This is a genomic window from Dactylosporangium sp. NPDC000521, assembly GCF_042898305.1.
Lineage (GTDB): Bacteria > Actinomycetota > Actinomycetes > Mycobacteriales > Micromonosporaceae > Dactylosporangium.
The window spans coordinates 38,625-51,451 of the sequence record NZ_JBIAYW010000007.1 but is presented as its reverse complement, the minus strand read 5'-3'; the positions used below and the strand labels follow the sequence as shown (position 1 = coordinate 51,451).

The following is a 12,827-nucleotide window of genomic DNA, read 5'->3' as shown; positions in this document are numbered from 1 at the left end:
GGGTTGCGTCACGGCGAAGGAACGTGCGGATCCGCAACAGGAGGCAGCGCCGCGTAGCCGGCGAGGAGGATGTCGACGGCCTCGGTGAAGCGGTGGTCGAAGTCGAGGCCGGCGCGGGTGGTGACGACCTCCAGGAGGTTCGGGAACTCGGCCGGGTCGAGGTCGCCGGCGTGCTCGTCGAGGTTGGGGTCGGAGTCCTCGTGGCCGGGGGTGCGGCCGGCCTCGGCGAGGGTGTGGCCGATCGTGAACGTCGCCACGACGTTCACCACGTCCATGGCGCGGCCGAGGGGCAGGCCGGCGGCGCGCATCGCGGCCAGCCAGCGCTCCGACATGCGCAGCGCGTCGGGGGAGTTCACCGGGCGGGTCGCGGCGAGCGGCAGCACACCGGGGTGGGCGAGGAGCGCGGCCCGCAGCGAGTGCGCGAAGGAACGCATCCACGGAACCCAGTCGTCGAAGTGCGCGGGCAGCCCGGCGAAGGCGTGCTCCATCACCCGGTCGACCAGGCCGTCGAGCAGCGCGTCCTTGTTCGGCACGTGCCGGTAGAGCGACATCGCCTCTACGCCGAGGTGCGCGCCCAGCTTGCGCATCGACAGCGCCGGCAGGCCGTGGGTGTCGACGTAGTCCAGCGCGGCGTCGAGGACCCGCTCTCGGCTCAGTCCGGCCTTCGGCACGCAAGCTCCCTTGACGATGTTTACAGCGTAAGCAACACTACCAGACGACGGGTTGCTTACACCGTAAACATGGAGGCTGACGTGCTCGTCCTCGCCCTGGTCCTGATCCTGGCCGCGGTCGCCTACTTCCTCGTGACGACGCTGGTCGACCTGTACCCCTTCAACAACGTGCGCGACGCGAAGCGCGAGGAGCAGCGGACCGAGGTCGCCATCAACGCGCCGGTCATGGCGCTGCCCGCGGTGCTGCTCGGGCTCGGGAAGGCGCTGCACCTGCCGGTGCTCGGCTACGTGGCCGGCACCCTCGCCGCGCTGTCGGTCCTCGGCGGGCTGATCCTGTGGTGGATGCCGTACCTCGCCGGCCGCACCGCACCGTGGGCGACCGCCGGCACCGGCGTCACCTGGGCGGAGCTGCACGCCCGGACCTACGCCAGCACCGTCACCGTCCTGCCCCGCATCGGCGACCGCCCCCGGCCCAACCTGGAGCACATGATCCTGCACGCCCTGATGCTCGCCGCGGCCGTCTGCACCTTTGCGGCGGTGTGAAAACCCGGGTATGCAAGGTGCATGGACCCCGAGGAAGTGGCCCGCCGCTGCGCGCGGACCGTGTGGGACAGCGACCCGGCGAGCCGCGGGCTCGGCATGCGGCTCGGCGACGTCTCGCCCGGCCGCGCGACGATCGCGATGCGCGTCCGCGACGACATGGCCAACGGCCACGGCATCTGTCACGGCGGGCTCATCGCGTCCCTCGCCGACAGCGCGTTCGCGATCGCCTGCAACACGTACGACGAGGTGACCGTGGCCGCCGGCTTCGACGTCACGTTCGTCGCGCCCGCGAAGCCCGGCGACGACCTGACCGCCGTCGCGGAAGAGCGGGTCCGGCAGGGGCGCAGCGGCCTGTACGACGTCACCGTCCGCACCGCCGACGGATCGGTCATCGCCGAGTTCCGCGGCCGCAGCCGAGCACTCGGCCGCCGCATCCTGGAAGGGCAGGAACGAGCGTGAAAGACCTGAGCCCCCGCCCCGGCGACCTGGAGCCGATCGAGACCGCGTCCGTCGACGAACTGCGCGCCCTGCAGCTGCGGCGACTCCAGTGGACGCTGCGGCACGCGTACGACAATGTGCCCCTCTACAAGCGCAAGTTCGACGAGGCGGGAGTGCACCCGGACGACTGCCGCTCCCTCGAGGACCTGGCGCGCTACCCGTACACGACGAAACAGGACCTCAGGGACAGCTACCCATTCGGGATGTTCGCCGTCCCCAGGGAGCGCATCGCCCGCATCCACGCCTCCAGCGGCACCACCGGGCAGCCCACCGTCGTCGGCTACACGCAGGCCGACGTGGACATGTGGTCCGACGTGATGGCCCGCTCGATCCGCGCGGCGGGCGGGCGCCCGGGCCACCGGGTCCACGTCGCGTACGGGTACGGCCTGTTCACCGGCGGACTCGGCGCGCACTACGGCGCCGAGCGGCTCGGCTGCGCCGTCATCCCGGTGTCCGGCGGCATGACCGAGCGGCAGGTGCGGCTCATCGTCGACTTCGAGCCCGACATCATCATGGTCACCCCGTCCTACATGCTGACGATCCTCGACGAGTTCGACCGGCAGGGCGTGGACCCGAAGCGGCTGAGCCTGCAGGTCGGCATCTTCGGCGCGGAGCCGTGGACCGAGGACATGCGCCGCGAGGTCGAGCAGCGGCTCGACATGCACGCCGTGGACATCTACGGGCTGTCGGAGGTGATCGGGCCCGGCGTCGCGCAGGAGTGCGTGGAGACGAAGGACGGCCTGCACGTCTGGGAGGACCACTTCTACCCCGAGATCGTCGACCCGGTCTTCGACCACGTGCTGCCCGACGGCGAGCGCGGCGAGCTGGTCTTCACGTCACTGACCAAGGAGGCGCTGCCGATCATCCGGTACCGCACCCGCGACCTGAGCCGCCTGCTGCCCGGCACCGCCCGGACGATGCGCCGGATGGAGAAGGTCACCGGCCGCTCCGACGACATGATGATCCTGCGGGGCGTCAACGTGTTCCCGACCCAGATCGAGGAGCTGATCCTGCGGGTGCCGGGCCTCGCCCCGCACTACGTCTGCGTCATCGACCGGCCCGGCCGCCTCGACGAGCTGACCGTGCGCGTGGAGGCTCGCGCCGACCCCGTCGACGGGTCGCTCGCCGCCCAGCTCGCCGCGCTCGTCAAGCACAACGTGGGCGTCACGGTACGGGTGCAGGTGCTGCCGCCCGGTGGGCTGGAGCGCTCGATCGGCAAGGCGAAGCGCATCCTCGACAACCGCCCGCGGTGAACTACGTCCTGGTGCACAGCCCGCTGCTGGGGCCCGCGTCGTGGGCGCCGGTGGCGGCGCTGCTCGACGCCGCGGTGCCGTCGCTGCTCGGCGGGCCGCCGTCCTGGCCCGCCGTCGTCCAGCAGGTTCTCGACGCGGCACCACCAGGCCCGGTGATCCTCGTGGCGCACAGCAACGCCGGCTACTTCATGCCGGCCGTGGCCGGTGCGCTGCCGCAGCGGGTCGCGGCGTGCGTGTTCGTCGACGCGGCACTGCCCGCCCGCACCGGGCCCACGCCCATCGTCGCGCCCAAGGTGCTGGAGCACCTGCGGGACAGGGTCGTCGACGGCCTGCTCCCGCCGTGGACGACGTGGTGGCCCGGCTCCGACCTGGCGCGGCTCATCCCCGACCCGCGGCTGCGGCAGGCGGTCGAGGCCGAGCAGCCGCGGATTCCGCTCTGGTACTACGAGCAGCGGCTCCCCGTCCCGGCAGGCTGGGACACGGTGCCGTGCGGTTACCTCCAGTTCTCCGCGCACTACGCCCCGGCCGCGGCGGAGGCCCAGGACCGCGGCTGGCTCGTCGAGCACCTTCCAGGCGAGCACCTGCACCAGCTCGTCGACCCGCGGGCCGTCACCGACCGCCTCACCGCCATGGCAACCGCGCTGAGCGGCAGGAGCTGACCGCCGTCTTCACCGCGTTCATCGTCGGCGGCGACGTCATCAAGGCCATCGGCTTCTCGTCCGCCGTCGGCGCCTTCATCGTTGACGCCCTCCGGCTACAGTTGCCCGTGATCGAGCGACGGATCTTCGGGCTGACCCGCACGCTGCAGGTCGCGGTGGCGGGTGACGTGCAGCGGATCCTGATGTCGGCCGACCCTGGCGACGACCCCTCGTACACCTGGCGCGACGACGAACGAGGGGTGGCGGTGGTCGTGTCGGTGATCGACGCCGACCACTGTCAGGTCGCGCTGCTGGACGGCGGGCGGTGGCACGACCTGGTCGACTCCGACGACCCCACCCTGGCGTGGGTGTCGCTGACCGGGACGCCGGGGGTGGTGCCGCTCGCGTCGATCCTGCCGTGCCGGTTCGCGGTCGACGCCCTGGAGACGGTCACCATCGGCGCGGGGTTCGACCACCTGCGCGCCACCCGCCGCTGGCGGCCCGCGCCGGCCTGGGTCGACGACCGGGACGGGGTGCTGCTCCGGGACCTCGTCGAGGTGCTGTGGAACACCGCCGGTGACCTGTGGCTCCGCGTCGCCGTCGAGGGGCCGGCGGCGGACCACGGGCCGATCGGGCTGCGGCACCTGGCGCGGATGCACGGGCTGCACAGCCGGGCCATGGCCGGCGGGCTGGGCTCGGTGTCGGCGGACTTCCCGCCGGACTGGATCGACGCCGCCGTGCGGGCCGGTGACTACCTCGGCCTCACCGGCCTGCGGGCGGTGCTGCGCGACGCCGACGATGCGGCCTACGACCGGCTGGCCTCGCCCGCCGGTGACGACGGCGGCGCGATCCGGGCGGCGGTGCAGCGCAAGCTCGACACCGTGCCCGAGGAGTTCGGGGTGACGGACGTGCCGGGGCGGGCCATCACCGAGTTCCTGGCCGGTCCGGGGCGGGTCCGGTAGGAGGCCGGCCGGCTCGGCCCGGTTCGGCTGGCTCGGCCGGCTCAGTTGGCTCAGTCGGTTCGGCCGGCCCGGTTGATTAGGCCGGCTCGGTCGGTTCAGTTGGTTCGGCCGGCTCGGTCGGTTCGGTCGGCTCGGTCGGCTCGGTTGATTCGGCCGGCTCGGTCAGTTCAGCCGGCCCGGCCGGCTCGGTTGGCTCAGCCGGTGATGACGCGCAGGAACGCGTCGGCGATGACGGCGTGGCCGGGCAGGCCCGGGTGCACCCGGTCGTCGGCCCACAGGTCCGGCGGCGACACCTCGAGGACGGCGTCGAACGCGCGCTGCGTCGCCACGTGCGGCGCGCCGAACTCCGCGGCGAGCTTCGCCACGACCGCGGCGTAGCGGTCGCTCTCGGCGCGCTGCGGCTCCGTGCGGTCGGGTTCGATGAGGTACGGGCCGGCGAGCAGCAACCGGCAGCCGGTGGCGTCGACCGCGCTCCGCAGCAGGGTGCGCAGGGTCGCCTCGTACTCGTCCAGCGGCACCGCCTCGTCCGGCCGGCCGGTGAACGCGCGCCACACGTCGTTGATGCCGATCATCACGACCAGCCAGTCGGGCCGCTGGCCGATCGCGTCGCTGTCCCAGCGTGCGGCGAGGTCCCGCACCGTGTTGCCGCTGATCCCACGATTGATCCAGGTCAGTGGGGTACCGGGGAAGCGGGCCGTGACGAGCGCCCGCACCAGGCTCATGTACCCGTCGCCGTACGGCGCCCGCACGTCCCGCCGCCCGCAGTCGGTGATGCTGTCGCCGATGAACACGATGCGCTGCCCAGCCTCGAACATCATCGCGCCATGATCTCATCCGTTTCGCATGATGTGTGCGACCGCCCACATCAGGGCACTACGGACAGCGTGCGAGTCGTTGTGATGCTGGTCCTCGTGGGTCTCCTGGCCGCCGGCTGCGGCGACGGCGGCCGGCGCGACGCCGCCTCGGCCACGGCGACCCGGCTGCTGACGGCGGTCCGCGACGGCGACGGCACCGCCGCCTGCCGGCTGCTCGCGCCCGCGACGGTGAGCGCTCTGGAACAGTCCGCGGACGCCCCGTGCGCCGAGGCGATCCTCGACCAGGACCTGCCCGCCCCGGACGCGGTGCGCCACGTCGACGTGTACGGGCAGTGGGCCCGCGTGGTCCACGCCGGCGGCACCGAGTTCCTGGCGGTGTTCCCGGGCGGCTGGCGGGTCGTGGCGGCGGGCTGCCAGCCGCGCGGCGACCGCCCGTACCAGTGCGCCGTGGAAGGAGACTGACATGCGGCTGCTGTTCGTGCTGTGCCTGACGGTCGTCGGCGCCGGTCTCGCCTACGTCATCACGATCGGGCTGCTGAACCGATGAGCGGGGCGCGGCGGGTCCTGCGGGTGCATGCGCTTGGCATCGTGTTCGGCGTCCTGTTCGTCCTCGCCCTGGTGGGCCAGGGCCTGGCCGGGCACGCGGACTTCAACCAGCAGCAGGTCACCGACGGCCTCCTGCCGGTCTCCCTCGGCCGGTACCTGACGTCGGCGGACTTCGTCGTGGACGTCGCGGAGAACTGGCAGTCGGAGTACCTGCAGTTCTCGCTGTACATCCTGGCGACGGTCTGGCTGCTGCAGAAGGGATCCCCCGAGTCCAAGCCGCTCGACAAGGCCGGCACCGAGTCCGACAAGGACCAGCTCGTCGGCCCCTTCGCCCGCGACGACTCGCCCGCCTGGGCCCACGCGACCGGCTGGCGCCTGCGCCTGTTCTCCAACTCGCTCGGCCTGGTCATGACCGGCATCTTCGTGCTGTCGTGGCTCGCCCAGTCGATCGCGGGCGTCGCCGCCTTCAACGAACGCCAGCTCAGCCAACGCCAGCCGCCCGTCTCCTGGGCCATCTACCTGACCGAACCCGACTTCTGGAACCGCACCCTGCAGAACTGGCAGTCCGAGCTCCTCGCCGTCTTCTCGATGGTGATCCTCTCCGTGTACCTGCGGCAACGAGGCTCCCCGGAGTCCAAACCCGTCGGCGCCTCCCACACCTCCACCGGCGTCGAAGGCTAGCGAACGTGCGGATTCACACGCCGGAAGCGAACGGACAGTGCGGTGTCAACACTCACCGGCGATCGAGTCGAAGGCGGGGTTCGCGGACGGCGTGCTGGCGAGATCCACCGGACGAGGGTTCCGGGCCCGCCGCCGCGGCGCCGTCATCCGCTCAACCTGAGCGGCAGGCGCGGAGGAAGCCTGCCCAATTGAACAGCGCTGGCGCACGTGAGCGCGAGTCAGTACGGGCGAGCCTACGTATTCGTACCGGCATTGCGAAGGGCCAGCACGATGCGTCGTAGCTGTCGAAGTCCTCGCTCGAAGTCTTCGGCGTCGGCAGGGCTGATGCCAGGCAGGGTGGCAAACGCGTTCGCGGCATCATCGAGCGCCTCCAGAGTCGCTACAACCTCTTCCTGGTCGGACTGCGGACCGGGAATGACGGACAGCTGCAGCGCTGGATGACTGCTTTCAGGCTCTTCCAGGAGAGCGTCATTGAACATCAGGTACTCGACCGTATCCGGACCGGTGCCGAGCTCGCGCGCCCACGCGGTCGCCGTGTCGAGGTATCGCTGGTAGTCGCCGACATGCCAGTTCAATCGGACGTGGCAGTCCGCGTGACGGCGTAGCCAGCGCTGCACTAGCCGGTCGAGAATCAACGCTGGTGGTGCCTCCGGACTGTTGCAGAAGTAGAGGTACTTTGTGGCGAAGGAAACCCCGAGTTGGTGCAACCGGTTCTGCCTCAGCCACTTGAACGCTGCAGGGCCTCCCTCGCGACGCACCATCTGTGCTGTCTGGTGCAAGATCGTCGGCGACTGTCGATTCTCGCGAAGCACGCGGGCAGTGCGGAACGCCCCGTACCCGATCGGTCCGTACCCCCATGCCATCGCAGCGATGAACGACTGGACCGCCTGCTCCTCATCATCCGCGGCGCGGGCGGCCACCTTGGCCACCGTTGCGCGATCAAGCTCGTTTGGCAGCGACGCCAACAGATTGTGGTGTTCCGGAAGAGTAGCCTGCCAGGTGGTCCGACTCCATCGAGTTGGCGGTTGAACCGGCTGGCCACCGGACCGGCGGAAGGCCTCTTGAAGGCGGATCGGCAACGGCGGCGTGACCACACTGGACATGAATCTCATGCTGCCACCGCGCCAACAGCCGTCACCGGTGCCACACCGTGACAGTCGCGGCAGGCAGGCGCCGCAGGCTGCAGATCGTTATGTGTCCCAGCTGCATGACGCGCTGAGCAACTTGAACGATGGTCTCCGCCCGAAGGCATACAGGCATTCCTCGCTGGCTTCAGCGATCAGGTGCTGGACAACCTGCATCGAGCGACTCGGCGCCGGTGTTGCTACAACAGGTCGAACAGAATTTCGACACGGGCCGCCAGAATGGGGTCGATGTCGCCTTCCACGCGAACGCTGACCTCACTTCCGCCGGCGGCCTGGGCGAGATGAACCATGAGCGGCGGCATGCCGGCCAAGGGTAGCTGAACCAGCGGTCCGTGGATTCGTCGTCGGTGTCTTCCAGCGCCCTGGTCAGCGCCGCTTCGTCGAGGTCGTCGTACTTGTAGCCGATGCAGTGGCTGACGAGCTGTAGGAACTGCACCACGTAGTCCTCGAACACCCATGCCTCGATCGATGTCACAGCCCAGTTTGCCTGCGCGAGGCCCGCGGCGTGTGCGGACGTCCGATGGGACACTGCGGTGGTGAGTTGGTCGCTGTTCGTCGTGCCGGCGGATGAGCTGTCTCAAGACGGCATGGCTGACTGGATCGCGTCGGCCGAGTTCGTCAGAGGGGTGCCCGAGCGAACGCCTCAGGTGCTGCCACGTCCGTCGGTCGCCGCGGTTATGGACGCGTTCCGGGTGGCCGGCTGCCACGGCACGAACTGGTTCGAGGTCGTCGGTCAACCTGCCGGTTCGCGGCTGCCGGAGTGCCCGGGGACTGCCGCCTGTGCCGGTGGCGGAGCGCTGGACCTGGGTGAGGTCAGCGTGTACACGGTCGGCCAGACCAGCAGCCTGCCGGCCGTGACGGCGGATGCGGCCGTTGAGACGGTGACGTTCCGGAAGCCGAACCCCGCCGCGGTGCTGAGGGCGGTGTGTGCCCTGGCGGCGCTGGCGGGCCCGCAGCTGGCGTTCGACGAGTCCGCCACCGCCGCGTTCGTCGTCTGGCCCGGCGAGGAGACCGGCGACTTGGAAGACGACTGGCCTTGGTGAGCGCAAGCTACGACGGGTCCAGCACGCCCTGGCCAGAAGAGGGGAGCGTGGAGTTCGGGTTTCGGGACGTGGTGGAACGGGCGGCAGCGGTCGGGCGCGACGTGGAACGGGCAGACGTGCATGGAATCTTCCGGCACGGCGGTCCCAACCCGGGCGCGAACCCGTCGGCACTGGCTGCGCTCAAGCGGCGCGTCGATCTCCGCTCACCGCCCTGCAGGCCGATCCAGGGCTCGGCGTCGTAGACCGGTGACCGGCATGCTGTGCATTGCGCCGCGACGACAGTTAGTCGGCCCGTAGCGCCGAGGCGTCGAGCTGCCATGTGCCGGCCGGGATGAGGACGCACACCGGCCGTTCCGCCGGGGAGGTCGCCGACTCGTAGGCGACGGTTTATCTCCCGCGCGGCGCGGCCGTGTGGTGGCAGCAGCCGCATCACGATCCAGTACGCCGGCCCGTCGCCACGCTCCGCCGCCTGCCTCAGCAGTGTGAACGCGGCGGCGTCGTCGCCCTTCTGGTGCAGGAGTCCCGCCAGGTTCACCGGCGCGTCCGGATCCCCGTCAGCGACCGCGGCCCGCAGGGAGTCCTCGGCGTCGTCCAATGCGCCGTCGTCCCAGAGCGTGACGCCGAGCATGTTCCGGGCGCCCGGCACGTCGGCTGCCACCGCCTCGTTCAGCAGCCGTAGTGCCTCCGCGTGCGACGTGAGGTCGGCCTTCGAGTACTGATGGAGCAGAAACGCGGCCAGCCGCACCCGGGCCGGTCCGTGGCCCCCCGCGACCGCCGCACTCAGCAATGCCAGCGCTTCGACCTCGGCTGGTCCTCCCTCGTCGGCGAGTTCGCCGCCGCGCCGGAACCACTGCTCCGCGTCGTCCACCCGGACATGAAAGCACGCATGCTCTCCGTCACCACAGCGGCAGCTGGCCCGGGTCCAGGGCGACCGGGCCCTGTCGGCGGCGCTCCTCGGCCTGTTCGCGGGTCCAGGACTCGGGGCCGAGCCACAGTGCCTCGCGCGCCCACACGTCGTGCGGCTGCCCGGCCAGCCAGGCGGCGAACCACTCGGGCAGCGTCAGGTGCAGCTTGTGTCGTTCGCCTTCAGCCCACCACCACATCTGACCCTGCGGGTGCCGGCAGTCCAGCAGAAGCCACTGGGCGCATCCGAAGTCGCAGAGGAACACGACCCCGCGCGGTGGCGGGGGCGGTTCGTCCGGGTCGTCGTGCGGACCCTCGGGCACGTCCGTCTGGTCCCCGAGCGGGTCGTCACCCTCGATGATGCCCTGGATCCCTCTGCGGGGGCCGATCCCGCCGTCCGCGAGCTCCAGGTAGATTCGCCGCAGCAGCGGTGGCAACGGATATCCGATCGCCATCTCGGCCCGGCGTACTTCCTTTTCGGACACCGGCGCGGGCAGCAGCACCTCATGATCCGAATCGGTTGGGCGGCCCTGCTCGACGCGGCGCCGGATCGCCTGGAAGATCTCGTCGTCGGTCATGCCGCCGCACATTACGTGGTGATTGTCAGGCCGGCGGACGCGCGGCGTTCCTTGCGGCACGTTGGACCGGGCCGTCCGGTTGGGGACGAGATTCGCTAAACCGGGCAATTAGCTGCCGAAATATACATTGTCGTGCCAGTTTTCCAGTGGGAGTCCGCGTCATGAGCTGGTTGCATCGGGTCAATAGCAGGCTGTTGGGTGCGTTCGCCGTTCCGCTCGTGGCGCTGCTGGTGGTGGGGGTGCTGAGCTACCGCAATACCGACACCCTCGAAGCGAACAGCGGGACGGTCCAGCACACGTACCAGGTGATGAACGGCGTGGACGAGATCACCGGGTCGCTCAAGGACGCGGAGACCGGCCAGCGCGGGTACCTGATCACCGGCGAGGACCGCTACCTGGAGCCGTACACCGCCGCGAAGGCCGGGATCGAAGAGAAGATCCAGCACGTCGCGACCCTCACCAGCGACAATCCTGCCCAGCAGGACCGTATCGCGAAGCTGCGGCCGCTCGTCACGGCCAAGATGGCCGAGTTGCAGCAGACCATCGACCTGCGCCGCGGCCAGGGCTTCGAGGCGGCCCGCGCGGCGGTGCTCACCGACCAGGGCAAGAGCGTCATGGATCAGATCCGGGCGGTGCTGACCGAACTCACCGAGGCCGAGGCCAGCCTGCTGACCGTACGGGCGAAGGACACCGCCGACACCGCTGACTCCTCCCGCGTCGTCGTCATCGCGGGTACGGCCATCGCGCTGCTGCTGGTGCTGGTCCTGGCCTGGATGATCAGCCGCAGCATCCTCGGGCCGCTGTCCGCTCTGACGAACCGGCTCAGCGAGATCGCCGACGGGGAGGGAGATCTGACCCGCCGGGTCGACGACGCCCGCAGGGACGAGTTCGGCACCCTCGGCGCAGCGTTCAACCGGTTCGTCGGCAAGCTCGCCGGCACGATCAGCCGGATCGCCGAGCAGGCCAACGCCCTCGCCGCCGCGACAGAGGAGCTGTCGGCGACGACCCGGCAGATCTCCGACTCCGCAGAGCAGACCTCCAGCCAGGCCGGGCGGGTGTCCGTCGCCACCGAGACGATGAGCGGCGCGCTCGGCACCGTCGCCGCCGGCGCCGAGGAGATGGGCGCGTCGATCCGCGAGATCTCCGCGAACGCCTCCGAGGCCAGCCGGGTCGTCTCCGAGGCCGTCCAGGTCGCCAGCTCCGCCACCGAGACCGTCAACGAGCTCGGCGAGTCCAGCATCCAGATCAGCGACGTCATCAAGCTCATCACCGCCATCGCGGAGCAGACCAATCTGCTGGCGCTCAACGCGACGATCGAGGCGGCCCGCGCCGGCGAGGCGGGCAAAGGCTTCGCGGTCGTCGCCAGCGAGGTCAAGGATCTGGCGCAGGAGACCGCCCGCGCTACCGAGGACATCGGCAAGCAGGTCGAGCGGATCCAGCGCAACGCCGACGCCACCCGGGTCGCCATCGGCCGGATGACCCAGATCGTCGAGCAGGTGAACGACTACCAGACCACCATCGCGTCGGCCGTGGAGGAACAGACCGCGACCACCTCGGAGATGGCCCGCAACGTCACTGACGCGTCCAGTGGCACCCGCGACATCGCCGGCAACCTCGCCGGTGTCGCCACTGCCGCGGGGACCACCACCGCTGCGATCACCGACACCCAGCAGTCCGTCGCCGAGCTGGCCTCGATGAGCGCCACCCTGCACAGCCTCGTCGGGCAGTTCAAGTACTGACGGGGGAGTGTCCCTGACGCCTCCACCCGGGGGGGGCGGGGGTTTACCGGCGGCGGGCGAGGTGCACGGTGAGGTCGGCCGTGATGTCGACCGATTCGGGCAGGGCGCGGAGGATCTGCTCGTACACCTGCTGCCGGGGCTGCTCGGGGAGCTCCAGGTACGCCGAGACGGTGGACAGGTAGCCGACGTAGTCGCCGGCGGTCATCGTGAACCGGTGGGGGAGCACCGACTGGCGCACGTCGTGGAACCACTCCGAGCGTTGCAGCTCCGTGCCGGGCCACTGCATGGCGTGGTCCGGGGGTGTTCCGTCCGGCGACGGTATCTCGTCGCTGTCGAGGAAGGGGGCGCGGGCGGCTCGCACCGCGGCCTCCACCGCGGGGTCGGCGAGCTGGATCGGGGCGCCGCAGTTCGCGAAGACGCCGCCGGGCTCCACCAGGTCGGCCATCCGCGACCAGCGGCGCTCCGGCGCGGTCCAGTGCAGGGCGGCGGCGGCGAGGACGAGGTCGTGCCGCGCGCCCAGCGGCAGGTCCTCGAACGCGGCCTGGACGGTGCGGACGTCCGCCGGCACGTGCTTGCGCAGCTCGGCGAGCATGGCCGCGTCGGGGTCGGTCGCCGTGACCGCCACGCCCGGGCGGGCGAAGCGCCGGGTGGCCTTGCCCGTCCCGGCGCCGATCTCCAGGACGGTCCGGACGGGTCTGCCGGCGTACGCGAGGACCAGCTCGGCCAGCTCTGCCGGGTATCCCGGCCGGAACCGCTCGTATGCCTCCGCCACCGACCCGAACCGCAACGCCCGCAGCACCATGGCGGTCATC

Annotated in this window: 16 protein-coding genes; 9 read left to right on the top strand and 7 right to left on the bottom strand. The window is 70.7% G+C overall.

Annotated elements, in window-relative coordinates; all coding sequences use genetic code 11:
• Positions 1–8: 8 nt before the first annotated feature.
• Positions 9–671: a TetR/AcrR family transcriptional regulator C-terminal domain-containing protein gene (locus ACFY3L_RS23190; protein ID WP_389327514.1), complete on the bottom strand. Its 663-nt coding sequence runs from the start codon at positions 669–671 to the stop codon at positions 9–11.
• Between the two features lie 69 nt (positions 672–740).
• Between ACFY3L_RS23190 and ACFY3L_RS23185 the strand changes: the two genes are divergently transcribed.
• The 5 genes from ACFY3L_RS23185 (at position 741) to ACFY3L_RS23165 (ending at position 4,565) form a co-directional block, all read left to right on the top strand.
• A complete protein-coding gene (locus ACFY3L_RS23185; RefSeq protein WP_389327511.1) occupies positions 741–1,214 on the top strand; it encodes a hypothetical protein in 474 nt (157 codons plus the stop codon).
• A 21-nt stretch (positions 1,215–1,235) separates the two neighbouring features.
• Positions 1,236–1,673, top strand: a complete 438-nt coding sequence (gene paaI / locus ACFY3L_RS23180; protein WP_389327508.1) for a hydroxyphenylacetyl-CoA thioesterase PaaI — start codon at positions 1,236–1,238, stop codon at positions 1,671–1,673.
• On the top strand, positions 1,670–2,965 hold the full coding sequence (gene paaK / locus ACFY3L_RS23175; protein WP_389327504.1) for a phenylacetate--CoA ligase PaaK: 1,296 nt from the start codon (positions 1,670–1,672) through the stop codon (positions 2,963–2,965). Before paaI ends, paaK begins: the two co-directional genes overlap by 4 nt.
• Entirely contained in the window at positions 2,962–3,624 is a 663-nt protein-coding gene (locus tag ACFY3L_RS23170) for an alpha/beta fold hydrolase (protein WP_389327501.1), read from the top strand. The genes paaK and ACFY3L_RS23170 overlap by 4 nt, the downstream gene beginning before the upstream one ends.
• A gap of 107 nt (positions 3,625–3,731) precedes the next feature.
• The gene (locus ACFY3L_RS23165) at positions 3,732–4,565 is read left to right on the top strand and encodes a hypothetical protein (protein ID WP_389327498.1); all 834 of its coding nucleotides are present in this window, start codon (positions 3,732–3,734) and stop codon (positions 4,563–4,565) included.
• A 194-nt stretch (positions 4,566–4,759) separates the two neighbouring features.
• Here the strand turns inward: ACFY3L_RS23165 and ACFY3L_RS23160 are convergent, their stop codons facing one another.
• Positions 4,760–5,383, bottom strand: a complete 624-nt coding sequence (locus ACFY3L_RS23160; protein WP_389327495.1) for an SGNH/GDSL hydrolase family protein — start codon at positions 5,381–5,383, stop codon at positions 4,760–4,762.
• Positions 5,384–5,449: 66 nt separating this feature from the next.
• Between ACFY3L_RS23160 and ACFY3L_RS23155 the strand changes: the two genes are divergently transcribed.
• Together ACFY3L_RS23155 and ACFY3L_RS23150 are read left to right on the top strand one after the other, a co-directional pair.
• Complete coding sequence (locus ACFY3L_RS23155; protein ID WP_389327492.1) at positions 5,450–5,842, top strand: hypothetical protein; 393 nt, start codon at positions 5,450–5,452, stop codon at positions 5,840–5,842.
• An 81-nt stretch (positions 5,843–5,923) separates the two neighbouring features.
• Entirely contained in the window at positions 5,924–6,607 is a 684-nt protein-coding gene (locus tag ACFY3L_RS23150) for a DUF6766 family protein (protein WP_389327489.1), read from the top strand.
• Positions 6,608–6,840: 233 nt separating this feature from the next.
• On the opposite strand, the gene ACFY3L_RS23145 is transcribed toward ACFY3L_RS23150, so the two are convergent.
• Complete coding sequence (locus ACFY3L_RS23145; protein WP_389327487.1) at positions 6,841–7,710, bottom strand: hypothetical protein; 870 nt, start codon at positions 7,708–7,710, stop codon at positions 6,841–6,843.
• A gap of 169 nt (positions 7,711–7,879) precedes the next feature.
• On the bottom strand, positions 7,880–8,206 hold the full coding sequence (locus ACFY3L_RS23140) for a hypothetical protein (RefSeq protein ID WP_389327484.1): 327 nt from the start codon (positions 8,204–8,206) through the stop codon (positions 7,880–7,882).
• 133 nt (positions 8,207–8,339) lie between these two features.
• On the opposite strand from ACFY3L_RS23140, the gene ACFY3L_RS23135 reads away from it, so the two are divergent.
• Positions 8,340–8,795: a hypothetical protein gene (locus ACFY3L_RS23135; protein ID WP_389327481.1), complete on the top strand. Its 456-nt coding sequence runs from the start codon at positions 8,340–8,342 to the stop codon at positions 8,793–8,795.
• A 7-nt stretch (positions 8,796–8,802) separates the two neighbouring features.
• Here the strand turns inward: ACFY3L_RS23135 and ACFY3L_RS23130 are convergent, their stop codons facing one another.
• Together ACFY3L_RS23130 and ACFY3L_RS23125 are read right to left on the bottom strand one after the other, a co-directional pair.
• The gene (locus ACFY3L_RS23130) at positions 8,803–9,663 is read right to left on the bottom strand and encodes a tetratricopeptide repeat protein (protein ID WP_389327478.1); all 861 of its coding nucleotides are present in this window, start codon (positions 9,661–9,663) and stop codon (positions 8,803–8,805) included.
• A gap of 28 nt (positions 9,664–9,691) precedes the next feature.
• A complete protein-coding gene (locus ACFY3L_RS23125; protein ID WP_389327475.1) occupies positions 9,692–10,276 on the bottom strand; it encodes an SMI1/KNR4 family protein in 585 nt (194 codons plus the stop codon).
• 161 nt (positions 10,277–10,437) lie between these two features.
• On the opposite strand from ACFY3L_RS23125, the gene ACFY3L_RS23120 reads away from it, so the two are divergent.
• Complete coding sequence (locus ACFY3L_RS23120) at positions 10,438–12,015, top strand: methyl-accepting chemotaxis protein (protein WP_389327472.1); 1,578 nt, start codon at positions 10,438–10,440, stop codon at positions 12,013–12,015.
• Positions 12,016–12,058: 43 nt separating this feature from the next.
• Here the strand turns inward: ACFY3L_RS23120 and ACFY3L_RS23115 are convergent, their stop codons facing one another.
• A complete protein-coding gene (locus tag ACFY3L_RS23115) occupies positions 12,059–12,826 on the bottom strand; it encodes a class I SAM-dependent methyltransferase (RefSeq protein ID WP_389327469.1) in 768 nt (255 codons plus the stop codon).
• Position 12,827: the final 1 nt, after the last annotated feature.

What these genes read in the sequence shown, in the direction of transcription:
- ACFY3L_RS23120 (WP_389327472.1), top strand. Translation starts at nt 10,438, where the DNA reads ATGAGCTGGTTGCATCGGGTCAATAGCAGGCTGTTGGGTGCGTTCGCC.
- ACFY3L_RS23125 (WP_389327475.1), bottom strand. Translation starts at nt 10,276, where the DNA reads ATGACCGACGACGAGATCTTCCAGGCGATCCGGCGCCGCGTCGAGCAG.
- ACFY3L_RS23135 (WP_389327481.1), top strand. Translation starts at nt 8,340, where the DNA reads ATGGCTGACTGGATCGCGTCGGCCGAGTTCGTCAGAGGGGTGCCCGAG.
- ACFY3L_RS23145 (WP_389327487.1), bottom strand. Translation starts at nt 7,710, where the DNA reads ATGTCCAGTGTGGTCACGCCGCCGTTGCCGATCCGCCTTCAAGAGGCC.
- ACFY3L_RS23160 (WP_389327495.1), bottom strand. Translation starts at nt 5,383, where the DNA reads ATGATGTTCGAGGCTGGGCAGCGCATCGTGTTCATCGGCGACAGCATC.
- ACFY3L_RS23185 (WP_389327511.1), top strand. Translation starts at nt 741, where the DNA reads ATGGAGGCTGACGTGCTCGTCCTCGCCCTGGTCCTGATCCTGGCCGCG.
- paaI (WP_389327508.1), top strand. Translation starts at nt 1,236, where the DNA reads ATGGACCCCGAGGAAGTGGCCCGCCGCTGCGCGCGGACCGTGTGGGAC.
- ACFY3L_RS23115 (WP_389327469.1), bottom strand. Translation starts at nt 12,826, where the DNA reads ATGACCGCCATGGTGCTGCGGGCGTTGCGGTTCGGGTCGGTGGCGGAG.
- ACFY3L_RS23150 (WP_389327489.1), top strand. Translation starts at nt 5,924, where the DNA reads ATGAGCGGGGCGCGGCGGGTCCTGCGGGTGCATGCGCTTGGCATCGTG.